The 22,236-nt window shown below is 42.5% G+C and carries 35 protein-coding genes; all 35 read right to left on the bottom strand.

Going from position 1 to position 22,236, the window contains the following annotated elements:
• A partial coding sequence (locus tag HNQ84_RS13315) for a hypothetical protein (RefSeq protein WP_435622381.1) occupies positions 1-85 on the bottom strand: 85 nt, incomplete at its 3' end.
• Between the two features lie 168 nt (positions 86-253).
• A complete protein-coding gene (gene rpsK / locus HNQ84_RS13310; RefSeq protein ID WP_003397692.1) occupies positions 254-643 on the bottom strand; it encodes a 30S ribosomal protein S11 in 390 nt (129 codons plus the stop codon).
• 25 nt (positions 644-668) lie between these two features.
• Positions 669-1,034 carry a 30S ribosomal protein S13 gene (gene rpsM, locus HNQ84_RS13305; RefSeq protein WP_003397691.1) on the bottom strand — a complete coding sequence of 122 codons (366 nt, stop codon included), beginning with the start codon at positions 1,032-1,034 and terminating at the stop codon, positions 669-671.
• Positions 1,035-1,056: 22 nt separating this feature from the next.
• The gene (rpmJ, locus tag HNQ84_RS13300) at positions 1,057-1,170 is read right to left on the bottom strand and encodes a 50S ribosomal protein L36 (RefSeq protein WP_000868344.1); all 114 of its coding nucleotides are present in this window, start codon (positions 1,168-1,170) and stop codon (positions 1,057-1,059) included.
• Positions 1,171-1,200: 30 nt separating this feature from the next.
• The gene (infA, locus tag HNQ84_RS13295; protein WP_003247618.1) at positions 1,201-1,419 is read right to left on the bottom strand and encodes a translation initiation factor IF-1; all 219 of its coding nucleotides are present in this window, start codon (positions 1,417-1,419) and stop codon (positions 1,201-1,203) included.
• A gap of 98 nt (positions 1,420-1,517) precedes the next feature.
• Positions 1,518-2,264: a type I methionyl aminopeptidase gene (gene map / locus HNQ84_RS13290; RefSeq protein ID WP_183244213.1), complete on the bottom strand. Its 747-nt coding sequence runs from the start codon at positions 2,262-2,264 to the stop codon at positions 1,518-1,520.
• Positions 2,264-2,914, bottom strand: a complete 651-nt coding sequence (locus HNQ84_RS13285) for an adenylate kinase (RefSeq protein WP_183250266.1) — start codon at positions 2,912-2,914, stop codon at positions 2,264-2,266. Before HNQ84_RS13285 ends, map begins: the two co-directional genes overlap by 1 nt.
• 59 nt (positions 2,915-2,973) lie before the next feature.
• A complete protein-coding gene (gene secY / locus HNQ84_RS13280; protein ID WP_183244217.1) occupies positions 2,974-4,266 on the bottom strand; it encodes a preprotein translocase subunit SecY in 1,293 nt (430 codons plus the stop codon).
• Positions 4,266-4,706 carry a 50S ribosomal protein L15 gene (rplO, locus tag HNQ84_RS13275; protein WP_006322638.1) on the bottom strand — a complete coding sequence of 147 codons (441 nt, stop codon included), beginning with the start codon at positions 4,704-4,706 and terminating at the stop codon, positions 4,266-4,268. Before rplO ends, secY begins: the two co-directional genes overlap by 1 nt.
• Positions 4,707-4,720: 14 nt before the next feature.
• A complete protein-coding gene (rpmD, locus tag HNQ84_RS13270; protein WP_003397685.1) occupies positions 4,721-4,909 on the bottom strand; it encodes a 50S ribosomal protein L30 in 189 nt (62 codons plus the stop codon).
• Between the two features lie 14 nt (positions 4,910-4,923).
• Positions 4,924-5,424 carry a 30S ribosomal protein S5 gene (gene rpsE, locus HNQ84_RS13265; protein WP_055442040.1) on the bottom strand — a complete coding sequence of 167 codons (501 nt, stop codon included), beginning with the start codon at positions 5,422-5,424 and terminating at the stop codon, positions 4,924-4,926.
• A 19-nt stretch (positions 5,425-5,443) separates the two neighbouring features.
• Entirely contained in the window at positions 5,444-5,806 is a 363-nt protein-coding gene (gene rplR / locus HNQ84_RS13260) for a 50S ribosomal protein L18 (RefSeq protein ID WP_009361496.1), read from the bottom strand.
• A gap of 32 nt (positions 5,807-5,838) precedes the next feature.
• Entirely contained in the window at positions 5,839-6,378 is a 540-nt protein-coding gene (rplF, locus tag HNQ84_RS13255) for a 50S ribosomal protein L6 (RefSeq protein ID WP_006322642.1), read from the bottom strand.
• Positions 6,379-6,407: 29 nt separating this feature from the next.
• Complete coding sequence (rpsH, locus tag HNQ84_RS13250; RefSeq protein ID WP_003397680.1) at positions 6,408-6,806, bottom strand: 30S ribosomal protein S8; 399 nt, start codon at positions 6,804-6,806, stop codon at positions 6,408-6,410.
• Between the two features lie 33 nt (positions 6,807-6,839).
• Positions 6,840-7,025 carry a 30S ribosomal protein S14 gene (gene rpsN, locus HNQ84_RS13245; RefSeq protein ID WP_003397678.1) on the bottom strand — a complete coding sequence of 62 codons (186 nt, stop codon included), beginning with the start codon at positions 7,023-7,025 and terminating at the stop codon, positions 6,840-6,842.
• 34 nt (positions 7,026-7,059) lie between these two features.
• Positions 7,060-7,599, bottom strand: coding sequence for a 50S ribosomal protein L5 (rplE, locus tag HNQ84_RS13240; RefSeq protein ID WP_032101421.1), 540 nt, complete (start codon positions 7,597-7,599; stop codon positions 7,060-7,062).
• A gap of 29 nt (positions 7,600-7,628) precedes the next feature.
• A complete protein-coding gene (gene rplX, locus HNQ84_RS13235) occupies positions 7,629-7,940 on the bottom strand; it encodes a 50S ribosomal protein L24 (RefSeq protein WP_003397676.1) in 312 nt (103 codons plus the stop codon).
• Between the two features lie 36 nt (positions 7,941-7,976).
• Complete coding sequence (gene rplN, locus HNQ84_RS13230) at positions 7,977-8,345, bottom strand: 50S ribosomal protein L14 (protein ID WP_003397675.1); 369 nt, start codon at positions 8,343-8,345, stop codon at positions 7,977-7,979.
• 48 nt (positions 8,346-8,393) lie between these two features.
• Positions 8,394-8,657 carry a 30S ribosomal protein S17 gene (rpsQ, locus tag HNQ84_RS13225; protein ID WP_003397674.1) on the bottom strand — a complete coding sequence of 88 codons (264 nt, stop codon included), beginning with the start codon at positions 8,655-8,657 and terminating at the stop codon, positions 8,394-8,396.
• 25 nt (positions 8,658-8,682) lie between these two features.
• Positions 8,683-8,883, bottom strand: coding sequence for a 50S ribosomal protein L29 (rpmC, locus tag HNQ84_RS13220; protein WP_435622380.1), 201 nt, complete (start codon positions 8,881-8,883; stop codon positions 8,683-8,685).
• Complete coding sequence (gene rplP, locus HNQ84_RS13215; RefSeq protein WP_003397670.1) at positions 8,873-9,307, bottom strand: 50S ribosomal protein L16; 435 nt, start codon at positions 9,305-9,307, stop codon at positions 8,873-8,875. Before rplP ends, rpmC begins: the two co-directional genes overlap by 11 nt.
• A gap of 2 nt (positions 9,308-9,309) precedes the next feature.
• The gene (gene rpsC, locus HNQ84_RS13210) at positions 9,310-9,966 is read right to left on the bottom strand and encodes a 30S ribosomal protein S3 (RefSeq protein WP_003397666.1); all 657 of its coding nucleotides are present in this window, start codon (positions 9,964-9,966) and stop codon (positions 9,310-9,312) included.
• Between the two features lie 3 nt (positions 9,967-9,969).
• Entirely contained in the window at positions 9,970-10,311 is a 342-nt protein-coding gene (gene rplV, locus HNQ84_RS13205; protein WP_006322652.1) for a 50S ribosomal protein L22, read from the bottom strand.
• Positions 10,312-10,331: 20 nt separating this feature from the next.
• The gene (gene rpsS, locus HNQ84_RS13200; protein ID WP_004888674.1) at positions 10,332-10,610 is read right to left on the bottom strand and encodes a 30S ribosomal protein S19; all 279 of its coding nucleotides are present in this window, start codon (positions 10,608-10,610) and stop codon (positions 10,332-10,334) included.
• Between the two features lie 57 nt (positions 10,611-10,667).
• Positions 10,668-11,498, bottom strand: a complete 831-nt coding sequence (rplB, locus tag HNQ84_RS13195) for a 50S ribosomal protein L2 (protein ID WP_003397662.1) — start codon at positions 11,496-11,498, stop codon at positions 10,668-10,670.
• A gap of 27 nt (positions 11,499-11,525) precedes the next feature.
• Positions 11,526-11,813, bottom strand: coding sequence for a 50S ribosomal protein L23 (gene rplW / locus HNQ84_RS13190; protein WP_003397660.1), 288 nt, complete (start codon positions 11,811-11,813; stop codon positions 11,526-11,528).
• Positions 11,813-12,436 carry a 50S ribosomal protein L4 gene (rplD, locus tag HNQ84_RS13185; RefSeq protein ID WP_032101422.1) on the bottom strand — a complete coding sequence of 208 codons (624 nt, stop codon included), beginning with the start codon at positions 12,434-12,436 and terminating at the stop codon, positions 11,813-11,815. Before rplD ends, rplW begins: the two co-directional genes overlap by 1 nt.
• A gap of 27 nt (positions 12,437-12,463) precedes the next feature.
• Positions 12,464-13,090, bottom strand: coding sequence for a 50S ribosomal protein L3 (gene rplC / locus HNQ84_RS13180; protein WP_032101423.1), 627 nt, complete (start codon positions 13,088-13,090; stop codon positions 12,464-12,466).
• A gap of 23 nt (positions 13,091-13,113) precedes the next feature.
• Positions 13,114-13,422 (bottom strand): 30S ribosomal protein S10, encoded by a 309-nt coding sequence (gene rpsJ, locus HNQ84_RS13175; protein WP_021095335.1) that lies wholly within the window; start codon positions 13,420-13,422, stop codon positions 13,114-13,116.
• Between the two features lie 277 nt (positions 13,423-13,699).
• Entirely contained in the window at positions 13,700-14,887 is a 1,188-nt protein-coding gene (tuf, locus tag HNQ84_RS13170) for an elongation factor Tu (protein ID WP_032101424.1), read from the bottom strand.
• Between the two features lie 120 nt (positions 14,888-15,007).
• On the bottom strand, positions 15,008-17,086 hold the full coding sequence (fusA, locus tag HNQ84_RS13165; RefSeq protein WP_163151238.1) for an elongation factor G: 2,079 nt from the start codon (positions 17,084-17,086) through the stop codon (positions 15,008-15,010).
• 134 nt (positions 17,087-17,220) lie between these two features.
• A complete protein-coding gene (gene rpsG, locus HNQ84_RS13160; RefSeq protein WP_004888658.1) occupies positions 17,221-17,691 on the bottom strand; it encodes a 30S ribosomal protein S7 in 471 nt (156 codons plus the stop codon).
• 44 nt (positions 17,692-17,735) lie between these two features.
• A complete protein-coding gene (gene rpsL / locus HNQ84_RS13155; RefSeq protein WP_003397652.1) occupies positions 17,736-18,158 on the bottom strand; it encodes a 30S ribosomal protein S12 in 423 nt (140 codons plus the stop codon).
• 101 nt (positions 18,159-18,259) lie between these two features.
• Positions 18,260-18,508: a 50S ribosomal protein L7ae-like protein gene (locus HNQ84_RS13150; protein WP_435622379.1), complete on the bottom strand. Its 249-nt coding sequence runs from the start codon at positions 18,506-18,508 to the stop codon at positions 18,260-18,262.
• Between the two features lie 125 nt (positions 18,509-18,633).
• Positions 18,634-22,233, bottom strand: a complete 3,600-nt coding sequence (rpoC, locus tag HNQ84_RS13145; RefSeq protein ID WP_435622378.1) for a DNA-directed RNA polymerase subunit beta' — start codon at positions 22,231-22,233, stop codon at positions 18,634-18,636.
• Positions 22,234-22,236 lie beyond the last annotated feature (3 nt).

Genomic DNA, 22,236 nt, shown 5'->3' with positions numbered 1-22,236 from the left:
CAAGTGGTTCAACGACGAATTTGCCGTATTTGGCATCCTCGCTGATTTCAACCGTTTCGATTTTCGGCTTTTCGATTTCCAGCATTCCTTTAACCCTCCTTCAAAACGTCGAAACCCCGATTAAACCGATGACAGCTCAATCGAAATTCCCCCATGAATAAGTTCCCGAATGTGCACAACAACTGTTTTTCATTTCCCTGTAACAATGACTATATCCCATTATTGACACATACGCAAATTCTATACAGAGAAATTAAACACGACGACGTTTTGGCGGACGGCATCCGTTATGTGGAACCGGTGTAACATCTTTAATTGCTGTAATTTCTAATCCAGCCGCTTGAAGTGCACGAATCGCTGCTTCACGACCAGCACCCGGACCTTTTACGTTTACTTCAACAGTTTTCATGCCATGCTCCATTGATGCTTTTGCAGCAGCTTCTGCAGCCATTTGTGCAGCAAACGGAGTAGACTTACGAGAACCTTTGAAGCCTAACGCACCTGCACTTGACCAAGAAATTGCATTTCCATGAACGTCTGTAATTGTGACGATTGTGTTGTTAAAAGTCGAACGGATATGAGCGATACCAGATTCAATATTCTTTTTTACACGACGTTTACGCGTATTTGTTTTACGTGCCATTCGTTCACGAACCTCCTTTACTTAATTATTTTTTCTTATTGGCTACTGTACGACGTGGACCTTTACGTGTACGAGCATTGTTTTTCGTATTTTGGCCACGAACTGGCAATCCGCGACGATGACGAAGACCACGGTAGCAACCGATCTCCATTAAACGTTTAATGTTTAAAGATACTTCACGACGAAGATCTCCTTCTACTTTTAAGCGATCTACGATTTCACGAATTTTTCCTAATTCTTCTTCTGTTAAATCGCGAACACGAGTGTCTTCAGATACGCCAGCTTCTGCTAAGATTTTTTGTGCAGTTGCTTTACCGATTCCGTAAATGTATGTTAATGAAATGACTACACGTTTGTCACGAGGAATATCTACACCTGCAATACGTGCCATGATTTGTACACCTCCTCAAGTTTTATCCTTGTTTTTGCTTATGCTTTGGATTTTCACAAATAACCATAACTTTTCCGCGTCTGCGAATGACTTTGCATTTTTCGCAAATCGGTTTTACAGATGGTCTAACCTTCATGTGAACTTACCTCCTTGTTCGTGCGGAGTGTTATTTATATCGATACGTAATTCTTCCACGTGTTAAATCGTAAGGTGATAATTCCACCGTCACTTTATCACCTGGTAAAATACGAATAAAATGCATACGAATTTTACCTGAAACGTGAGCTAAAACAGTATGACCGTTTTCAAGTTCCACTCGGAACATCGCATTAGGTAACGTTTCAACAACTGTACCTTCCACTTCAATTACATCGTCTTTCGCCATTGAACGGCTCTCCCTTCTTTTTTGAAATGAGTAACATGTTCAACTAACACGACCAGTTTAAAGCTTACGATGCGCATCCGCAAAGAAGGTTAAAGCGTTCAAAGTGTTGTTAAAATTTCATATCCCGTCTCAGTAATAGCAACCGTATGCTCAAAGTGAGCACAAAGTTTTCCATCTACTGTGACGACCGTCCAATTATCTTCTAACGTGCGAACATAACGGGTTCCTGCATTCACCATCGGTTCAATGCACAGAACCATGCCTGGCTTTAACCGCGGTCCTTTGTTTGGCGGACCGTAATGTGGAATTTGCGGATCTTCATGTAAGTCTTGACCAATTCCATGCCCAACATACTCACGCACAACGGAAAAGTTATGTGCCTCAACGTACGTTTGGATCGCATGGGAAATGTTCGTTAACCGTGCGCCAGGTTTCGCTTCTTCCAATCCGCGATACAATGACTGTTCTGTCACTTCTAATAGTTTTTTTGCCTCTTCGGAGATGACCCCGACCGGATACGTCCAAGCCGAATCGCCATGATATCCATTATATTTTGCGCCGATATCGATGCTAATAATGTCTCCTTCGCGAAGCACACGGTCTCCCGGAACGCCGTGAACGAGCTCTTCATTTACGGACGTACAAATGCTCCCTTGGAATCCATTATATCCTTTAAACGAAGGAATTGCATCATGTTTACGAATGAACGTTTCAGCAATATGATCGAGCTCTCTTGTCGTGATGCCTGGTTCGATATATTTTTGTAATTCTTGATGAGTTAAGGCAACAATCCGGCCAGCTTCACGCATAATTTCAATTTCGCGTGGGGTTTTGCAAATGATCATTATTGTAAGCCCCCAAGTAATTCACAAATATCAGCAAACACTTGATCAATATGTTGTTGTCCGTTAATGTTGCGCAAGTATCCTTTTGCTGCATAAAAATCAAGCAACGGTTGCGCTTGCTTCATATTGACTTCAAGACGATTTGCTACGGTCGCTTCGTTATCATCTGCACGTTGATACAACTCTCCACCGCATTTATCGCAAACACCTGCTTGGGCTGGTGGATTAAATACGAGATGATACGTTGCGCCACATTCTTTGCAAATACGTCTGCCTGTTAAACGTTCCATTAAAATGCTCTTATCTACTTCGATGTTAATGACATAATCGATGGAACGGTTCAATTGTTGAAGAAGTGTTTCTAACGCTTCTGCTTGAGCGACTGTCCGCGGGAAACCGTCAAGCAAAAATCCGTTTTGGCAATCGTCCTTACTTAATCGTTCACGAACAATGCCAATAGTCACTTCGTCTGGAACAAGATCACCGCGATCCATATATGACTTCGCCTGTAAACCGAGCTCTGTTCCTTCTTTGATCGCTGCTCGAAACATATCCCCAGTAGAAATGTGAGGAATTTTGTATTTCTCAACGATTTTCTCTGCCTGCGTGCCCTTTCCGGCGCCAGGCAGACCCATTAATACTAAATTCATCAATTTCTCCCCCTCAGCTCTATGTGAGGTAGAGGGAATAAAATTCCCAACACCTCTTTTTATTTAATAAAGCCTTTGTAATGGCGCTTCACTAATTGGCTTTCTAGCTGCTTCATCGTCTCTAAAGCAACACCGACGACGATCAGCAAGCTCGTTCCTCCAATTTGAGCAGAAGGCGGTAGTTTAGCGAACTCGATAAAGAAGACAGGAAGAACAGCGATTGCTGCTAAAAATAGAGCTCCGACGAAAGTTAACCGATACAAAACGCGTGTAATGAATTCTTGCGTGTTCTTTCCTGGACGAATGCCTGGAATATAACCACCTTGCTTTTTCAAATTGTCCGCCATTTGTTCCGGATTAACTTGAACAAACGCATAAAAATACGTAAAGGCAACAATTAAAGCGATGTATATAATCATCCCAACTGGTTGTGTGTAGTCAAAAACTTTTTTAATCCACAATGTTACATCATTCGAGCCGAAAAACGATGCAATCGTCGGTGGAGTAATAATGAACGACACCGCAAAAATAACCGGAATAACACCTGCCGGATTGACTTTTAACGGAATGTGTGTCGAATGACCACCTACCGGACTACGTCCTTCTAATCGCTTCGCATACTGAATCGGAATTTTCCGAAACGCTTGTTGCATATAAATGACACCAACGATAACTGCAACAACTGCTAAAGCGACTAACAGTACTGTGACGATGCGTAAAAACAACTGATCGCCAGCATTTTGAAACTGCTGAACGTAAATTTGATTAAGCGTTGTTGGGATACCTGAAACAATCCCTGCAAAAATCAAAACAGAAATGCCGTTCCCAACACCTTTAGCTGTAATTTGCTCACCGAGCCACATTAAAAAAGCTGTGCCTGCTGTTAAAACGAGCGCAATAAGCAAATATGTCGGGATGCCTGGATTTTTAATGAGCACACCACCAGACATATTATGAAAACCGTATGACATAGCGAACGCTTGGATAAAACCAAGCACAATCGTAAAGTAGCGAGTAAACTGAGCGAGCTTACGGCGGCCTACTTCTCCTTGTTTCGACCATTCCGTAAATTTAGGAACAACATCCATCTGCAATAGTTGTACGATGATGGATGCCGTGATATATGGCATAACGCCCATCGCAAAAATAGAGAAATTTTTCAAGGCGCCACCGCCGAATGTGTTCAATACGCCAAAGGCATTGAACTGATCCTGCATTTTCAAGACGTCTGCATTTACGCCCGGCACAGGAATGAACGTACCGATGCGAAATACAATGAGCATAAGAAGGGTGAACATAATTTTTCTTCTTATATCACCCACGCGCATAAAATTGGAGATTGTTCGAAACATTAAATCACCTCAGTTGTACCGCCAGCAGCTTCGATCGCTTCTTTTGCAGAAGCAGAGAATTTATGAGCTTTTACTGTTAATTTTTTCGTAAGCTCACCGTCTCCAAGAACTTTGATGCCTGCTTTTAACTTGCTTACTACGCCTGTTTCAAGCAACAATTCTGGTGTTACTTCCGTACCGTCTTCAAAGCGATTTAATGCTTCAAGGTTAACGATCGCATATTCTTTACGATGAATGTTTGTAAAGCCACGTTTTGGTAAACGACGGAATAAAGGCGTTTGACCACCTTCAAAGCCAATGCGTACACCGCCGCCAGAACGAGCGTTTTGCCCTTTGTGACCTTTACCAGAAGTTTTTCCGTTACCAGAGCCGATACCACGACCAACACGGTTGCGTTCTTTACGGGAACCCGGTGCTGGTTGTAATTCATGTAGCTTCATGTCTAGGCACCTCCTTATTCTTCTAATTCTTTTACTGTTACAAGGTGAGAAACTTTATTGATCATTCCACGAATGGCTGGATTGTCGTTATGAACAACTGTTTGATGCAATTTCCGTAAACCTAATGTTTTAACCGTCACGCGTTGGTCTTGCGGACGACCAATTACGCTGCGAGTGAGGGTAATTGCTAATTTTTTCGCCATCATTTTTCCCTCCCTTATCCTAACAGTTCCTCAACTGTTTTACCGCGCAATTTTGCTACCTCTTCAGCACGTTTCAATTGCTTCAAACCGTCGATTGTTGCGCGTACCATGTTGATTGGTGTATTGGAACCGATTGACTTCGATAAAATATCGCTAACACCTGCTAACTCTAATACCGCACGCGCAGGACCTCCAGCGATAACCCCAGTACCTTCAGATGCTGGTTTTAAAATGATTTCACCTGCACCGAAATGTCCGATGACTTCATGTGGAATTGTTGTACCAACGATCGGTACAGTAATTAAGTTTTTCTTCGCGTCTTCAATCGCTTTGCGAATAGCATCTGGAACTTCTTGAGCTTTTCCTGTTCCAAAGCCGACATGACCGTTTTTGTCACCAACAACGACTAACGCAGCGAAACGGAAACGACGTCCACCTTTTACAACTTTAGCTACGCGGTTAACGGCAACAACGCGTTCTTCTAGTTCAAGTTTATTTGGATCAATGCGACGCATCTCTGTCCCTCCTTCTTAATTAGAATTGTAATCCAGCTTCACGAGCAGCGTCTGCAAGTGCTTTAACACGTCCATGATATAAATATCCGCCACGGTCAAATACAACCGATGTAATTCCTTTTTCAAGCGCACGTTTAGCAATCAATTCGCCCACTTTTTGAGCTGCTTCAACATTACCTGTTGATTCTAAATCGAATTCTTTATCTAACGTTGACGCACTAACGAGCGTCACAGCTTTCATATCGTCAATAATTTGTGCGTAAATGTGTTTGTTTGAACGGAACACATTTAAGCGTGGACGTTCCGCAGTTCCTACTACTTTACGACGAACACGAGCGTGTCTTTTTTTGCGAACTGCATTTTTATCAAGCTTAGTGATCATTCGTGTCACTCCTTTCATTTACCTAAGCAGCATTATTTCTTACCTGTTTTACCTTCTTTACGACGTACAACTTCGCCTTCGTAGCGAATACCTTTTCCTTTATAAGGCTCTGGTGAACGAACGGCACGAATGTTTGCTGCTAATTCACCAACACGTTGTTTGTCCGCACCTTTAACGATGATTTTTGTTTGTGAAGGAACTTCAATTTCAAGGCCTTCTTCTGGTTCGATTTCAACAGGATGAGAGTATCCTACGCTTAACACAAGCTTTTTACCTTGTTTTGTCGCACGATAACCGACACCAACAAGCTCAAGCGCACGCTCATAACCTTTTGAAACACCTTCAACCATGTTCGCAAGTAAGCTGCGAGTCGTTCCGTGAAGCGCACGATGATGCTTTTCATCGCTTGGACGCTCAACTGTTAAAACGTTGCCTTCTAATTTAATGACCATATCTGGATGGAACGTACGAGTAAGTTCACCTTTCGGACCTTTTACAGTAACTGTGTTACCGTTTAATGTAACTGTAACACCAGCTGGAATTTCCAATGGTTTTTTACCAACACGTGACATGTACTACACCTCCATTCGTTGCAAAATAATTACCAAATGTATGCTAACACTTCGCCGCCAGTACGTTTTTGACGTGCTTCTTTGTCAGTTAAAATACCTTGAGATGTTGAAAGAATTGCGATTCCTAAACCGTTCAATACGCGTGGTACTTCATCAGCTTTTGCATATACGCGCAAACCAGGTTTGCTAATGCGTTTAAGGCCTGTAATTACGCGCTCGTTGTTTGGACCGTACTTCAAGAAAATTCGAAGAATACCTTGTTTGTTATCTTCAATGTATTCGACATCACGAATGAAACCTTCACGCTTTAAAATTTCAGCGATTTCTCTTTTAATTTTTGAAGCAGGAACTTCAAGTTTCTCGTGACGCACCATGTTCGCATTACGAATGCGAGTAAGCATATCTGCAATTGGATCTGTCATCACCATTATGTTTTACCTCCTTCCCAACTCATGGGTTTATTACCAGCTTGCTTTTTTCACACCAGGAATTTGACCTTTATACGCTAATTCACGGAAACAAATACGGCAAAGTTTAAATTTGCGATATACAGAGTGTGGACGTCCACAACGCTCACAACGAGTGTACGCTTGCACTTTAAACTTTGGTGTGCGTTTTTGTTTCGCGATCATTGATTTTTTAGCCACGTTTTCGCCTCCCTCTTTTTACGAATGGGAATGATTATTTTTGGAATGGCATACCAAGCAACGTAAGTAATTCACGAGCTTCCTCGTCTGTTTTCGCAGTTGTAACGATGACGATGTCCATACCGCGAACTTTGTTTACTTTATCGTAGTCAATTTCAGGGAAAATTAATTGCTCTTTTACACCTAATGTGTAGTTGCCGCGTCCGTCAAAAGATTTTTTAGAAACACCACGGAAGTCGCGAACACGCGGTAAAGAAACAGACACGAGCTTATCGAAAAACTCGTACATACGCTCACCGCGAAGCGTTACTTTCGCACCGATTGGCATTCCTTCACGAAGACGGAAACCAGCGATTGATTTTTTCGCGCGTGTAACAACTGGTTTTTGACCAGAAATTAATGCGAGTTCTTCTACTGCGTTATCTAACGCTTTTGCGTTTTGTACCGCATCACCAACACCCATGTTGATGACAATTTTCTCGATTTTTGGAACTTGCATCACAGATTTATAGTTAAACTTGCTCATCAGAGCAGGAACAACTTCTTTCACATACTTTTCTTTAAGGCGGTTCATTTGAGTACCTCCCTTCCTCGATCACTTCATTATTTGTCTAAAATTTCACCAGAACGTTTCGCATAGCGAACTTTTTTACCGTCAACTACTTTGTATCCAACACGAGTTGGTAATCCTGTTTTTGGATCAAGAGGCATTACGTTCGATACGTGGATTGGCGCCTCTTGGCTGATGATGCCGCCTTGTGGATTTGCTTGAGAAGGTTTTACGTGTTTTTTCACGATATTTACACCTTCAACAAGCACTCGGTTTTTCTTTGGAAACGCAGCGAGAATAACGCCTTGTTTACCTTTATCTTTACCAGAGATTACTTGTACTTTATCACCTTTTTTTACATGCATCTGAATCGCACCTCCTTAAAAGGCTTTTCCTTTTCATTAAATCACTTCTGGAGCTAAAGAAACGATTTTCATAAAGTCTTTTTCACGTAATTCACGAGCAACTGGTCCGAAAATACGTGTACCACGTGGGCTCTTGTCATCACGAATGATTACGCAAGCATTTTCATCAAAACGGATGTAAGAACCGTCTGTACGGCGCACGCCACGTTTCGTACGAACGACAACCGCTTTAACAACTTGACCTTTTTTAACAACGCCACCTGGTGTTGCATCTTTAACTGTCGCCACAACAATGTCGCCAACATTCGCATAACGACGACCAGAACCACCTAGCACTTTAATGACAAGCACTTCACGTGCACCAGAGTTATCAGCAACTTTCATACGAGTTTCTTGTTGAATCATTGACGAAACCTCCTTTCGGATTTGTATCCATCATTCCGAACATATTCATTAAACAATAACAGCTTTCTCGACTACTTCAACAAGACGGAAACGTTTTGTCGCAGAAAGAGGACGTGTTTCCATGATTTTGACGATATCGCCCACTTTTGCTACATTGTTTTCGTCATGTGCCTTATATTTTTTCGAATACTTTACGCGCTTGCCGTAAAGAGGATGCTTTTTATAAGTTTCTACAAGAACCGTAATTGTTTTATCCATTTTATCGGAAACAACACGGCCGACGAGAACTTTACGATTGTTGCGTTCACTCATTGTGCGAACCTCCTCTCGATATCAATTATTTATTAGCAGCGATCTCTCTTTCGCGAATAACAGTTTTCATACGCGCAATCGCTTTGCGTACTTCACGAATACGAGCAGTATTCTCTAATTGACCTGTTGCCAATTGGAAGCGAAGGTTGAATAACTCTTCTTTCAACACTTTAATTTTTTGTTCAATCTCGGCAGTGGTAAGTTCACGAATTTCTTTAGCTTTCATTTGATTCACCACCAATTTCTTCACGTTTTACGAATTTACATTTGATTGGAAGTTTGTGAGAAGCAAGACGTAACGCTTCGCGAGCTACTTCTTCAGAAACTCCCGCGATTTCAAACATCACTTTACCAGGCTTAACTACAGCTACCCAACCTTCAGGAGCACCTTTACCGGAACCCATGCGCACTTCAAGTGGTTTTGCTGTATATGGCTTTGAAGGGAAAATTTTAATCCATACTTTACCGCCACGTCTCATGTAACGAGTCATCGCACGACGAGCAGCCTCGATTTGACGGTTTGTAATCCATGCTGGCTCTAACGCTTGTAAGCCGTACTCACCAAAATGTACTTCTGTACCGCCTTTTGCGCGACCTTTCATGCGACCGCGATGTTCACGACGATATTTTACGCGTTTTGGCATTAACATGATTAATTTCCTCCTTCCTCAGTTTTCTTTTTCGTAGGAAGGACCTCTCCACGATAAATCCATACTTTCACGCCGATTTTTCCATATGTTGTGTCCGCTTCTGCTGTTGCATAATCAATGTCAGCGCGAAGAGTATGAAGTGGAACTGTTCCTTCGCTGTAATGTTCTGAGCGAGCGATATCTGCTCCACCTAAACGGCCAGATACCATCGTTTTAATTCCTTTAGCACCTGCGCGCATTGTGCGTTGAATGGCTTGTTTTTGTGCACGACGGAATGATACGCGGTTTTCAATTTGACGCGCGATATTTTCCGCAACAAGTTTTGCTTCTAAGTCTGGCTTTTTAATTTCAACGATGTTGATATGAACACGTTTGCCAGTTAATTCGTTCAACGCTTTACGAAGCGCTTCAACTTCAGATCCACCTTTACCGATTACCATACCTGGTTTCGCTGTATGGATTGTAATATTTACACGGTTTGCTGCACGCTCGATTTCAATGCGAGAAACAGCTGCATCGCTTAAGCGCTTTGTGAGGTACTCACGAATTTTAAGATCTTCGTGTAAAAGGTCTGCGTAATCTTTTTCAGCGTACCATCTTGATTCCCAATCACGGATAATACCAATGCGAAGACCGATTGGATTTACCTTTTGACCCACTGATTATCCCTCCTTCTTTTCTGAAACAACGATCGTGATATGGCTTGTGCGTTTGTTAATTGCGCTCGCACGACCTTGTGCACGAGGACGGAAACGTTTCAATGTTGGCCCTTCGTTCACATAAGCTTCTGTAACAACAAGTTTGTTCACGTCCATGTCATAGTTATGTTCTGCGTTTGCCACTGCAGATTTTAATACTTTCTCGATAATCGGAGAAGCAGCTTTTGGTGTATGGCGAAGAATCGCAACTGCTTCACTCACTTGCTTTCCTCGAATTAAATCAATCACTAAACGAGCTTTACGAGGAGCAATTCGAACCGTTCTAGCAACAGCTTTAGCTTGCATAAATGAAGCCTCCTCTCATATTAACGTTTTGTTTTTTTGTCATCAGCAGCGTGACCTTTGTACGTGCGCGTTGGCGCGAACTCACCGAGCTTATGACCGACCATGTCCTCTGTGATGTAAACTGGAACGTGTTTACGACCATCGTAAACAGCGATTGTGTGACCAATGAATTGTGGGAAAATTGTCGAACGACGAGACCATGTTTTGATCACTTGTTTTTGTCCAGTTTCATTCAACTTCTCGATTTTTTTCATTAAATGATCATCACAAAAAGGACCTTTTTTCAAGCTGCGACCCATAAATGAACCTCCTTTCGTGATTGCTCTACGGTTCTTGTGAACCGTAGCTCAACCCCGTTATTTTTTACGACGACGTACGATAAATTTATCGGATTTGTTTTTCTTCTTACGCGTTTTGAATCCAAGCGTTGGTTTACCCCATGGAGTCATTGGAGACTTACGTCCGATTGGTGCTTTACCTTCACCACCACCATGTGGGTGATCTACTGGGTTCATAACAGAACCACGAACAGTTGGACGAATGCCTAACCAACGAGCGCGTCCAGCTTTACCGATGTTCACAAGCTCATGTTGTTCGTTACCAACTTGACCGACTGTTGCACGGCAAGTTGCTAAAATCATACGAACTTCACCTGAAGATAAACGAACGAGTACGTACTTACCTTCTTTACCAAGCACTTGTGCAGATGTACCTGCAGCGCGCACTAACTGTCCGCCTTTACCAGGTTTTAATTCGATGTTGTGAATAACTGTACCGACTGGAATGTTTGCTAAAGGTAATGCGTTACCCACTTTAATGTCCGCATCTGGACCTGACATGATTTCCATGCCAACTTCTAAGTTTTTCGGTGCGATGATGTAACGTTTTTCACCATCAGCGTAATGAATTAACGCGATGTTCGCAGAACGGTTCGGATCGTATTCGATTGTAGCAACGCGTCCTGGAATGCCATCTTTATCGCGTTTAAAGTCAATAATACGATATTGACGCTTATGACCGCCACCTTGGTGACGAACTGTTAATTTACCTTGGTTGTTACGACCGCCCTTTTTCTTTAAAGGCGCAAGCAACGATTTTTCCGGCTTATCTGTTGTAAGCTCAGAGAAGTCTAAAACCGTCATACCACGACGACCGTTAGACGTTGGCTTATATTTTTTAATCGCCATGTCCGTTTCCCTCCTTCACTTTTAAACTTATACTTCAAATAGTTCGATTTCTTTGCTGTCTGGCGTTAACGTAACAATCGCTTTACGACGACGATTTGTTAATCCGCTATAACGACCAACACGTTTGAACTTTCCTTTATAGTTCATAATGTTAACTTTCGCTACTTTCACGCCAAAAATCGCTTCGATCGCGTCTTTTACTTCTGTTTTGTTCGCTTTCACATCAACTTCGAACGTATATTTTTTCTCAGTCATTAACTCTGTTGAACGTTCAGTAATGACGGGGCGCTTAATAATATCGCGAGGATCTTTCATTATGCAAGCACCTCCTCTACTTTTTCCACAGCAGCTTTCGTAATGATAAGCTTGTCGTGGTTGAGTACATCAAGAACGTTAATTCCGCTTGCTGTCACAACTGTGACTCCTGGAATGTTGCGAGCTGAAAGAATAACGTTCTCATTTGCATCTGCTGTTACAATTAACGCTTTGCGATCAACAGAAAGATTGTTTAAAATTTTAACCATTTCTTTTGTTTTCGGTGCTTCAAGCGTTAAATTGTCTAATACAACGATGCTGTTTTCAAGCACTTTTGAAGATAAAGCTGATTTAATTGCTAAGCGACGAACTTTTTTCGGAAGTTTGTAGCTGTAGCTGCGTGGAACTGGACCAAATACAATACCACCGCCACGCCATTGTGGAGAACGGATCGATCCTTGGCGAGCGCGTCCAGTACCTTTTTGACGCCATGGTTTACGGCCACCACCGCTCACTTCTGCACGATTTTTTGTTTTATGAGTTCCTTGACGCAAGGAAGCACGTTGCATAATTACCGCTTCAAATAACACATGTTTGTTCGGTTCAATACCAAATACGGCATCGTTTAATTCGATTTCACCGATGTTTTCTCCGTTTTGGTTGTACAATGCTACTTTTGGCATTGGGTGTTTCCTCCTTTCTTAAAGAAATTATTTCGCTTTAACCGCGCTTTTAATAATCACAAGTCCTTTGTTTGGACCTGGTACATTTCCTTTAATTAAAATTAAGTTGCGCTCTGGATCCACTTTCACAACTTTTAAGTTTTGTACTGTTACACGCTCGCCACCCATGCGACCTGGAAGCTCTTTTGATTTAAATACACGGTTTGGAGCGATCGGACCCATTGAACCAGGACGACGATGGTAACGAGAACCGTGAGCCATTGGTCCACGAGATTGTCCGTGGCGTTTGATTACACCTTGGAAACCTTTACCTTTTGACGTACCTGTTACATCAACGATTTCACCTTCGTTGAAAATGTCCACTTTTACTTCTTGACCTACTTCATATTCTGCAAGATTCACACCACGAATTTCACGAATGAAGCGCTTAGGTGTGGTGTTTGCCTTCGCAGCATGACCTTTTTGAGGCTTGTTCGCTAACTTCTCACGTAAATCTTCAAAACCTAATTGAATCGCTTCATAACCGTCGTTTTCAATCGTTTTCTTCTGAAGAACTACGTTTGGATTCGCTTGAATAACCGTTACAGGAATAAGATCTCCGTTTTCAGCGAACACTTGAGTCATGCCGATTTTTCTTCCTAAGATTCCTTTCATCTTTCACACCTCCTATATCGCAATTACAACTTGATTTCAATATCGACACCAGACGGTAAGTCTAAACGCATTAAAGAATCTACTGTTTGTGGAGTCGGATTAACGATATCGATTAAGCGTTTATGTGTGCGCATTTCGAACTGCTCACGAGAGTCTTTGTATTTATGAACCGCACGTAAGATCGTGTATACCGTTTTTTCAGTTGGTAACGGAATCGGTCCAGATACAGTTGCGCCTGAACGCTTTGCAGTTTCCACAATTTTCTCAGCAGATTGATCAAGAATTCGATGATCATATGCTTTTAAACGAATACGAATTTTTTCTTTTGCCATTATTTTCCCTCCTTCTTCGCCTATTTTCAAAATAGACATTCTCCATGGAAATTTCCTTCACACTCGCCATGGCAAAGCGGCCGGGTGTGTCAGCAACCTTCCACTTCATCGCAGTCAAAGACCAACGTTTATTATTATATATAATTTTTATATTCAATGCAAGTTTTTTATTTCTTTTCTTTGCAAACTGCCTTTCCTATTATACATATTTCGTCATGCATTTTCAATGGAGTAAAAAAATAAGTGGTCTAGCTGACCGCTAGACCACTTTCATCGATTACTCGATGATTTCAGATACAGAACCTGCACCTACTGTACGTCCACCTTCGCGGATCGAGAATTTTGTACCTTCTTCGATCGCGATTGGCGCGATTAATTCTACTGTCATTTCGATATTGTCTCCAGGCATTACCATCTCAACACCTTCTGGAAGTTGGATGATACCTGTTACGTCCGTTGTACGGAAGTAGAATTGTGGACGGTAGTTAGAGAAGAATGGAGTATGACGTCCACCTTCTTCTTTTGTTAATACGTAAACTTGCGCTTTAAATTTTGTGTGTGGAGTGATTGTTCCTGGTTTTGCTAATACTTGACCGCGTTGTACTTCGTCACGAGAAACACCGCGAAGAAGTGCACCGATGTTGTCACCAGCTTCAGCTTGGTCAAGAAGCTTACGGAACATTTCAACACCTGTAACAGTTGTTGCTTTTGGCTCTTCAGAAAGACCGATGATTTCTACTTGGTCACCAACTTTTAAGATACCGCGCTCAACACGACCAGTAGCAACTGTACCACGACCAGTGATTGAGAATACGTCCTCAACTGGCATCATGAATGGTTTGTCAACTTCACGTTGTGGAGTTGGGATGTACTCATCAACAGCGTTCATAAGTTCGATGATTTTTCCTTCCCAAGCTGGATCTCCTTCAAGCGCTTTTAACGCAGAACCTTTGATTACAGGAACTTCATCTCCTGGGAAGTCGTATTCAGATAATAGATCGCGAACTTCCATTTCAACAAGCTCTAAAAGCTCTTCGTCGTCTACCATGTCGCATTTGTTTAAGAATACAACGATGTAAGGTACGCCTACTTGGCGAGAAAGAAGAATGTGCTCACGAGTTTGTGGCATTGGACCGTCAGCAGCAGATACAACAAGGATCGCGCCGTCCATTTGCGCAGCACCTGTGATCATGTTTTTCACGTAGTCTGCGTGACCTGGGCAGTCAACGTGTGCATAGTGACGGTTGTCAGTTTCGTACTCAACGTGTGCAGTTGAGATTGTAATTCCGCGCTCACGCTCTTCTGGAGCAGCGTCGATTTGATCATATGCGCGTGCTTCTGCTTTACCTTGTTTCGCAAGAACTGTTGTGATTGCAGCTGTTAAAGTTGTTTTACCGTGGTCAACGTGGCCGATTGTACCAATGTTGACGTGTGGTTTCGTGCGTTCGAATTTCGCTTTAGCCATTATAATATCCTCCTTAGTGTTTTTTATTAAGTATAGAATGCTCGGAAGTGAAAGTGCACAGGCACGTCCACTTCCAAGTCTTACATAAGTATTTATACTTGAACAATGCTAGAAAATCAATTATTCACCTTTATTTTTTTTGATGATTTCCTCAGCAATGCTCTTCGGAACTTCTTCATAATGGTCAAATACCATTGTGAATGTTCCGCGACCTTGTGTATTTGAACGCAATGAAGTTGCGTACCCAAACATTTCAGAAAGTGGAACCATCGCACGAACAACTTGTGCGTTACCACGAGCTTCCATACCTTCGACGCGACCACGACGAGAAGTAATGTCACCCATGATGTCACCTAAATATTCTTCAGGGACGATAACTTCTACTTTCATGATCGGCTCAAGTAACACTGGGTCACATTTTGCTGCTGCGTTTTTCAACGCCATAGAAGCAGCAATTTTGAACGCCATTTCGCTTGAGTCAACATCGTGGTAAGAACCATCAAATAACTTCGCTTTGATGTCAACAACTGGGTATCCAGCAAGAACACCATTTTGCATTGCATCTTCAAGACCTGCTTGAATTGCAGGAATGTATTCTCTCGGAACAACCCCACCGACGATCGCGTTTTCGAATTCAAAGCCTTTTCCTTCTTCGTTTGGTGAGAACTCGATCCAAACGTGACCGTATTGACCGCGACCACCAGACTGACGCACAAATTTACCTTCAACTTGTGCAGATTTGCGGAATGTTTCACGGTATGCAACTTGTGGAGCACCAACGTTTGCTTCTACCTTAAACTCACGACGCATACGATCAACGATAATGTCAAGGTGAAGCTCACCCATACCCGCGATGATTGTTTGACCAGTTTCTTGGTCTGTCCATGCACGGAATGTTGGGTCTTCTTCTTGAAGTTTTTGCAATGCTGTACTCATCTTATCTTGGTCAGCTTTTGACTTCGGTTCGATCGCGATTTGAATAACTGGCTCTGGGAATTGCATAGACTCTAAAATTACTGGGTCTTTTTCATCACACAATGTATCACCAGTTGTTGTATCTTTTAAACCTACAGCTGCCGCAATGTCACCAGCGTAAACTTGTGCAATTTCTTCGCGGTGGTTTGCGTGCATTTGTAGAATACGACCGATACGTTCACGCTTACGTTTTGTTGAATTCAACACGTAAGAACCAGAGTTCAATGTACCAGAGTATACGCGGAAGAACGTCAACTTACCAACGTAAGGGTCTGTCATAATTTTAAACGCTAACGCTGCAAAAGGAGCATCGTCACGCGCTTCACGAACTGTTTCTTCCTCTGTATCAGGAACAGTTCCTTTGATCGCAGGAATGTCGACTGGTGATGGTAAGTAGTCAACAACTCCGTCAAGCATTAATTGAACACCTTTGTTTTTGAATGCAGAACCACAGAATACTGGGAAGAATTGAACAGAAACTGTTGCTTTACGAATTGCAGCTTTTAATTCTTCTTTCGTAATTTCTTCCCCTTCTAAATACTTCATCATTAATTCTTCGTCAAGCTCTGCAACTGCTTCAATTAATTTTCCACGATATTCTTCTGCCATATCACGATAGTCTTCAGGAATCTCGATGCGCTCGATGTTTTTTCCTAACTCATCGTGGTAGTGGTATGCGCACATTTCAACAAGGTCAATGATGCCCGTAAATTGATCTTCTGCACCAATTGGTAATTGGACAGGGTGCGCATTCGCTTGTAAACGGTCATGAAGCGTTTTTACAGAGTATAGGAAGTCTGCGCCAATCTTGTCCATTTTGTTTACGAAAACGATACGTGGAACGCCGTATGTAGTCGCTTGGCGCCATACTGTTTCTGTTTGCGGTTCTACACCTGATTGTGCGTCTAATACCGCTACTGCACCGTCTAATACACGCAATGAACGTTCAACTTCTACTGTGAAGTCGACGTGTCCAGGTGTATCGATGATGTTAATACGATGGCCTTTCCATTGAGCTGTTGTTGCTGCGGATGTGATGGTAATTCCGCGCTCTTGCTCTTGCTCCATCCAGTCCATCGTTGCTGCGCCCTCATGAACTTCACCGATTTTATGGACGCGTCCTGTGTAGAAAAGGATACGCTCTGTTGTTGTTGTTTTACCGGCGTCAATATGGGCCATGATTCCAATATTGCGAGTGTTTTCCAAGGAGAACTGTCTTGCCATATGGATTTTTTCTCCTTCCTTAAATGAAGTATCGTAATTTAATTTACATATAGGAATATAGGCGAACGAGCGATGGGCATGCTTTTTTATTTTCAACCGCATCGCTCTCACCTATTCTTAATTGAACGAAAAAATTACCAACGATAGTGTGCAAACGCTTTGTTTGCTTCTGCCATTTTGTGCGTATCTTCGCGTTTTTTCACAGCTGCACCTGTATTGTTTGCTGCATCCATGATTTCGTTCGCTAAACGCTCTTCCATCGTTTTTTCCCCACGAAGACGAGCGTAGTTCACGAGCCAACGAAGACCTAATGTTGTGCGGCGCTCTGGGCGCACCTCAACAGGAACTTGATAGTTTGCACCACCAACACGGCGTGCGCGAACTTCAAGAACTGGCATAACGTTTTTCAACGCTTGCTCAAACACTTCCATCGGATCTTTACCTGTGCGCTCACGGATGATATCGAACGCTGTGTAAAGAATTTTTTGCGCTTTACCTTTTTTACCGTCAATCATGATTTTATTGATTAAACGTGTAACTAGCTTTGAATTGTAAATTGGATCTGGTAACACATCTCGTTTAGGAACCGGACCTTTACGTGGCATAGTTTTTCCTCCTTTCAGTAAAAATCAACGAAAAATGTTGAATGTTATTTCTTAGCTGCTTTTGGTTTTTTCGCACCGTATTTAGAACGACCTTGCATACGGTTCGCTACACCTGCTGTGTCTAAAGCACCGCGAACGATATGGTAACGTACCCCTGGTAAGTCTTTTACACGTCCACCGCGAATTAATACAACGCTGTGTTCTTGTAAGTTATGACCGATACCTGGGATGTATGCAGTTACCTCGATACCGTTAGATAGACGTACACGGGCATATTTACGAAGCGCAGAGTTTGGCTTCTTTGGTGTCATTGTACCTACACGTGTACATACTCCACGTTTTTGCGGAGAGTAAACAGTTGTTTGAACCTTTTTGAAGCTGTTGTACCCTTTATTTAACGCAGGTGATTTAGATTTCACTACCTTTTTTGTACGACCTTTACGTACAAGTTGGTTAATTGTAGGCATGGTAAATTTCCTCCCTTCACAATCAAATTCAAGCCCACACATCCAGGTGGCTCATTTTTATGCAAAAACAAAGTTTTTGTAGTAACCCACAAAAACAGTTTTTAACGAATAATTGCAACAGCAGCCGCTCCTACGTCGATTTTACATGCTTTCCCGAGCTTTTTCATCGAGTCCACTTTACAAACAGGTACATTTGCTTCTTTTGCCGCTTCCAGCACTTTTTCGATGATTGCTCCATCCGCATCTTCGGCAATCACGATCTCATGTACCTTTCCATCTTTCAGAGCTCGCACTGTTTGTTTCGTTCCTACAATAATTTGTTTTGCCTGTGCGACTTTTTCATAAGACATGTAACATATCCTCCAAAGTGACAGGTTTTCGGAACACCTTTATTATGCTATCACTTTCTGAGTGCTGTGTCAACTATTATTTTTGGACCTATTGCTAGCATCGCTCGCTAGCAATAGGTCTATCATTATTTCGTTGTAACAACATCTTCGTCTTTTGCTGTTTTAATTACCGGCTTTACTTTGCGGTAGCGAGCCATTCCTGTTCCTGCTGGAACAAGCTTACCGATGATGACGTTTTCTTTTAGTCCAAGTAATTCGTCGCGTTTTCCTTTGATTGCTGCATCCGTTAAGACGCGTGTCGTTTCTTGGAATGATGCTGCAGACAAGAACGAATCTGTTTCAAGCGATGCTTTCGTAATTCCAAGTAATACTGGACGGGCCGTTGCTGGTCGTTTGCCTTCCATCAACACTTTCGCGTTTGCATCTGTGAATTGATGGATATCAAGTAATGTACCAGGCAACAAGTCTGTATCACCTGCATCAATGACACGCACTTTACGAAGCATTTGACGAACCATAACTTCGATATGTTTATCGCTAATTTCTACCCCTTGCATGCGGTACACTTTTTGTACTTCACGCAACAAGTATTCTTGTACAGCGTTCATATCTTTGACTCTCAACAACTCTTTCGGGTCGATCGAGCCTTCTGTTAATTCTTGGCCACGCTCGACTTTCTGCCCTTCTTGCACTTTCAAGCGCGCACTGTAAGGGGCTGTATACGTACGTGTCTCGACTTCGCCCTGGATGACAATCTCGCGTTGACGATCACGTGTTTCGTTAATCGCCACAACAACACCATCTATTTCTGAAATGACGGCTTGACCTTTTGGATTACGCGCTTCAAATAACTCTTGTACACGCGGTAAACCTTGTGTGATATCGTCTCCTGCTACCCCACCTGTGTGGAACGTACGCATTGTAAGCTGTGTACCTGGCTCACCGATCGATTGGGCTGCAATAATACCGACCGCTTCACCAACTTCGACTTCCGTACCGGTTGCCAAGTTACGTCCGTAACATTTTTTACATACACCATGACGCGTGTTGCATGTAAATGCCGAACGAATCCATACTTCTTCAATGCCTGCTTTGACAATCGCGTTCGCGATGTCTTCTGTAATCATTTCATTTTCGCGTACAAGCACTTCACCCGTTTCCGGATGTTTTACCGTCTTACGCGCATAACGTCCAATGAGACGATCTTCAAGCTTCACGATCACTTCTGTGCCGTCTTTTAACGCACGGATCAACGTACCACGATCTGTACCACAGTCATCTTCACGAATAATGACGTCTTGTGCAACGTCAACAAGACGACGTGTTAAATAACCAGAGTCCGCTGTTTTTAACGCTGTGTCCGCAAGACCTTTGCGCGCTCCGTGTGTTGAAATGAAGTACTCAAGTACTGTTAAACCTTCACGGAACGAAGATTTAATCGGAAGCTCGATAATACGTCCAGCTGGGTTCGCCATTAATCCACGCATACCTGCAAGTTGCGTAAAGTTCGATGCGTTACCGCGGGCTCCAGAGTCACTCATCATGAAAATTGGATTTCGTTTGTCAAGCGACTCCATTAAGCGACCTTGAATTTTGTCTTTCGCCGCACTCCAAATCGAAATAACACGTTCATAACGTTCTTCATCAGTAATTAAACCGCGTCTGAATTGTTTTAATACCGTATCAACTTTTGCTTGTGCTTCTTCTAAAATTTCTTGTTTTTCAGGCAAGACAACAATATCCGCTACACCAATTGTAATACCGGCTTTTGTTGAGTACTTAAAGCCGAGATCTTTCATGCGGTCAAGCATTTTAGACGTTTCGGTAATTTTGAAACGTTTAAATACTTCTGCAATGATGTTACCGAGAATTTTCTTCTTAAACGGCGGAACGAGTGGACGCTTACGGATTTCTTCTTTCACGTTCACACCTTTATCTAAGAAATACTTATCCGGTGTTCGCTCTTCAATGTTTTCTTGCGTCGGTTCATTAATATACGGGAATGACTTCGGCAAAATCTCATTGAAGATTAACTTCCCAACTGTTGTGATAAGCAATTTATTATTTTGCTCTTCTGTAAACGTTTCGTTTTTCAACGAACCAGCATGAACAGCGATGCGTGTATGCAAATGAACATAACCGTTATGGTAAGCTAGCAACGCCTCGTCCGTATCTTTAAATACCATTCCTTCCCCAACAGCACCTTCACGTTCCATCGTTAAATAGTAGTTTCCTAAAACCATGTCTTGTGAAGGCGTAACGACTGGCTTTCCATCTTTCGGATTCAAAATATTTTGTGCAGCAAGCATAAGTAGACGCGCCTCCGCTTGTGCTTCTGCCGAAAGCGGTACGTGCACAGCCATTTGGTCACCGTCAAAGTCCGCATTGTATGCCGTACATACAAGTGGATGTAAGCGAATCGCACGACCTTCTACAAGCGTCGGCTCAAACGCCTGAATACCAAGGCGGTGAAGCGTTGGTGCGCGGTTTAATAGCACCGGATGCTCTTTAATGACAGATTCTAAAACATCCCAAACTTCTGGATGAACACGCTCAATTTTTCGTTTTGCACTTTTAATATTATGTGCTAAGCCGCGTTCTACTAATTCTTTCATAACGAACGGCTTAAACAACTCAAGCGCCATTTCTTTTGGTAAGCCGCATTGATACATTTTCAAATTTGGACCGACAACGATAACAGAACGACCAGAATAGTCAACGCGCTTACCGAGCAAGTTTTGACGGAAACGACCTTGTTTTCCTTTTAACATATGGGAAAGCGACTTCAGTGGACGATTTCCTGGTCCTGTAACAGGACGACCACGACGACCGTTATCAATTAACGCATCGACAGCTTCTTGAAGCATCCGCTTTTCATTTTGCACAATAATGTTCGGTGCCCCAAGGTCTAATAGGCGTTTTAAACGGTTGTTCCGGTTAATGACGCGACGATATAAATCGTTTAAGTCAGATGTCGCAAAACGCCCACCGTCTAACTGTACCATCGGACGCAACTCTGGCGGAATAACAGGTAGTACATCCAAAACCATCCAAGACGGGTCGTTACCAGAGTTACGGAATGCTTCAAGAACTTCAAGACGCTTAATTGTACGAGCACGACGTTGGCCTTGTGCTGTTTTCAATTCCTCTTTTAACGTTTCTACTTCTTTTTCAAGGTCTATGTCTTGTAGTAATTTTTTAATCGCTTCCGCACCCATTGAAGCTTGGAACGAGTTTCCGTACTTCTCGCGATATGCGCGATATTCTTTTTCAGAAAGCAATTGTTTCTTTTCTAATGGCGTATCGCCTGGATCCGTCACAACGTAAGATGCAAAGTAAATGACTTCCTCTAGCGCGCGAGGGGACATGTCTAAGACAAGTCCCATGCGGCTAGGAATTCCTTTAAAGTACCAAATATGTGAAACAGGGGCTGCTAGTTCAATATGACCCATGCGCTCACGGCGAACTTTTGCACGTGTAACTTCGACACCACATCGGTCACAAACGACACCTTTATAACGAACGCGCTTATACTTTCCACAATGACATTCCCAGTCTTTTGTTGGACCAAAAATGCGTTCGCAAAACAGACCATCTTTTTCTGGTTTTAATGTTCGATAGTTAATCGTTTCTGGTTTTTTAACTTCACCATACGACCAAGAACGAATTTTCTCGGGTGAAGCGAGTCCGATCTTCATATATTCAAATTTATTTACATCTAACAAGGG

Source organism: Anoxybacillus eryuanensis (assembly GCF_051200995.1).
GTDB lineage: Bacteria > Bacillota > Bacilli > Bacillales > Anoxybacillaceae > Anoxybacillus > Anoxybacillus tengchongensis.
This window is presented reverse-complemented; position numbering and strand designations above follow the sequence as displayed.

Bases quoted from the DNA above. Each gene is read 5' to 3' on its own strand.
- rpsK (WP_003397692.1), bottom strand. From the start codon at position 643: ATGGCACGTAAAACAAATACGCGTAAACGTCGTGTAAAAAAGAATATT.
- rpsM (WP_003397691.1), bottom strand. From the start codon at position 1,034: ATGGCACGTATTGCAGGTGTAGATATTCCTCGTGACAAACGTGTAGTC.
- rpmJ (WP_000868344.1), bottom strand. From the start codon at position 1,170: ATGAAGGTTAGACCATCTGTAAAACCGATTTGCGAAAAATGCAAAGTC.
- infA (WP_003247618.1), bottom strand. From the start codon at position 1,419: ATGGCGAAAGACGATGTAATTGAAGTGGAAGGTACAGTTGTTGAAACG.
- map (WP_183244213.1), bottom strand. From the start codon at position 2,264: ATGATCATTTGCAAAACCCCACGCGAAATTGAAATTATGCGTGAAGCT.
- HNQ84_RS13285 (WP_183250266.1), bottom strand. From the start codon at position 2,914: ATGAATTTAGTATTAATGGGTCTGCCTGGCGCCGGAAAGGGCACGCAG.
- secY (WP_183244217.1), bottom strand. From the start codon at position 4,266: ATGTTTCGAACAATCTCCAATTTTATGCGCGTGGGTGATATAAGAAGA.
- rplO (WP_006322638.1), bottom strand. From the start codon at position 4,706: ATGAAGCTACATGAATTACAACCAGCACCGGGTTCCCGTAAAGAACGC.
- rpmD (WP_003397685.1), bottom strand. From the start codon at position 4,909: ATGGCGAAAAAATTAGCAATTACCCTCACTCGCAGCGTAATTGGTCGT.
- rpsE (WP_055442040.1), bottom strand. From the start codon at position 5,424: ATGCGTCGCATTGATCCAAATAAACTTGAACTAGAAGAACGCGTTGTT.
- rplR (WP_009361496.1), bottom strand. From the start codon at position 5,806: ATGATCACTAAGCTTGATAAAAATGCAGTTCGCAAAAAAAGACACGCT.
- rplF (WP_006322642.1), bottom strand. From the start codon at position 6,378: ATGTCACGTGTTGGTAAAAAACCATTGGAAATTCCAGCTGGTGTTACA.
- rpsH (WP_003397680.1), bottom strand. From the start codon at position 6,806: ATGGTGATGACAGATCCAATTGCAGATATGCTTACTCGCATTCGTAAT.
- rplE (WP_032101421.1), bottom strand. From the start codon at position 7,599: ATGAACCGCCTTAAAGAAAAGTATGTGAAAGAAGTTGTTCCTGCTCTG.
- rplX (WP_003397676.1), bottom strand. From the start codon at position 7,940: ATGCATGTAAAAAAAGGTGATAAAGTACAAGTAATCTCTGGTAAAGAT.
- rplN (WP_003397675.1), bottom strand. From the start codon at position 8,345: ATGATTCAACAAGAAACTCGTATGAAAGTTGCTGATAACTCTGGTGCA.
- rpsQ (WP_003397674.1), bottom strand. From the start codon at position 8,657: ATGAGTGAACGCAACAATCGTAAAGTTCTCGTCGGCCGTGTTGTTTCC.
- rpmC (WP_435622380.1), bottom strand. From the start codon at position 8,883: ATGAAAGCTAAAGAAATTCGTGAACTTACCACTGCCGAGATTGAACAA.
- rplP (WP_003397670.1), bottom strand. From the start codon at position 9,307: ATGTTAATGCCAAAACGCGTAAAATATCGTCGTGAACATCGCGGTCGC.
- rplV (WP_006322652.1), bottom strand. From the start codon at position 10,311: ATGCAAGCTAAAGCTGTTGCTAGAACGGTTCGAATTGCTCCTCGTAAA.
- rpsS (WP_004888674.1), bottom strand. From the start codon at position 10,610: ATGGGTCGCAGCTTGAAAAAAGGTCCTTTTTGTGATGATCATTTAATG.
- rplB (WP_003397662.1), bottom strand. From the start codon at position 11,498: ATGGCGATTAAAAAATATAAGCCAACGTCTAACGGTCGTCGTGGTATG.
- rplW (WP_003397660.1), bottom strand. From the start codon at position 11,813: ATGAAAGATCCTCGCGATATTATTAAGCGCCCCGTCATTACTGAACGT.
- rplD (WP_032101422.1), bottom strand. From the start codon at position 12,436: ATGCCAAAAGTAGCATTGTACAACCAAAACGGAGAAAACATCGGTGAA.
- rplC (WP_032101423.1), bottom strand. From the start codon at position 13,090: ATGAAAGGAATCTTAGGAAGAAAAATCGGCATGACTCAAGTGTTCGCT.
- rpsJ (WP_021095335.1), bottom strand. From the start codon at position 13,422: ATGGCAAAAGAAAAAATTCGTATTCGTTTAAAAGCATATGATCATCGA.
- tuf (WP_032101424.1), bottom strand. From the start codon at position 14,887: ATGGCTAAAGCGAAATTCGAACGCACGAAACCACACGTCAACATTGGT.
- fusA (WP_163151238.1), bottom strand. From the start codon at position 17,086: ATGGCAAGACAGTTCTCCTTGGAAAACACTCGCAATATTGGAATCATG.
- rpsG (WP_004888658.1), bottom strand. From the start codon at position 17,691: ATGCCACGTAAAGGTCCGGTTCCTAAACGAGATGTGTTACCAGATCCA.
- rpsL (WP_003397652.1), bottom strand. From the start codon at position 18,158: ATGCCTACAATTAACCAACTTGTACGTAAAGGTCGTACAAAAAAGGTA.
- HNQ84_RS13150 (WP_435622379.1), bottom strand. From the start codon at position 18,508: ATGTCTTATGAAAAAGTCGCACAGGCAAAACAAATTATTGTAGGAACG.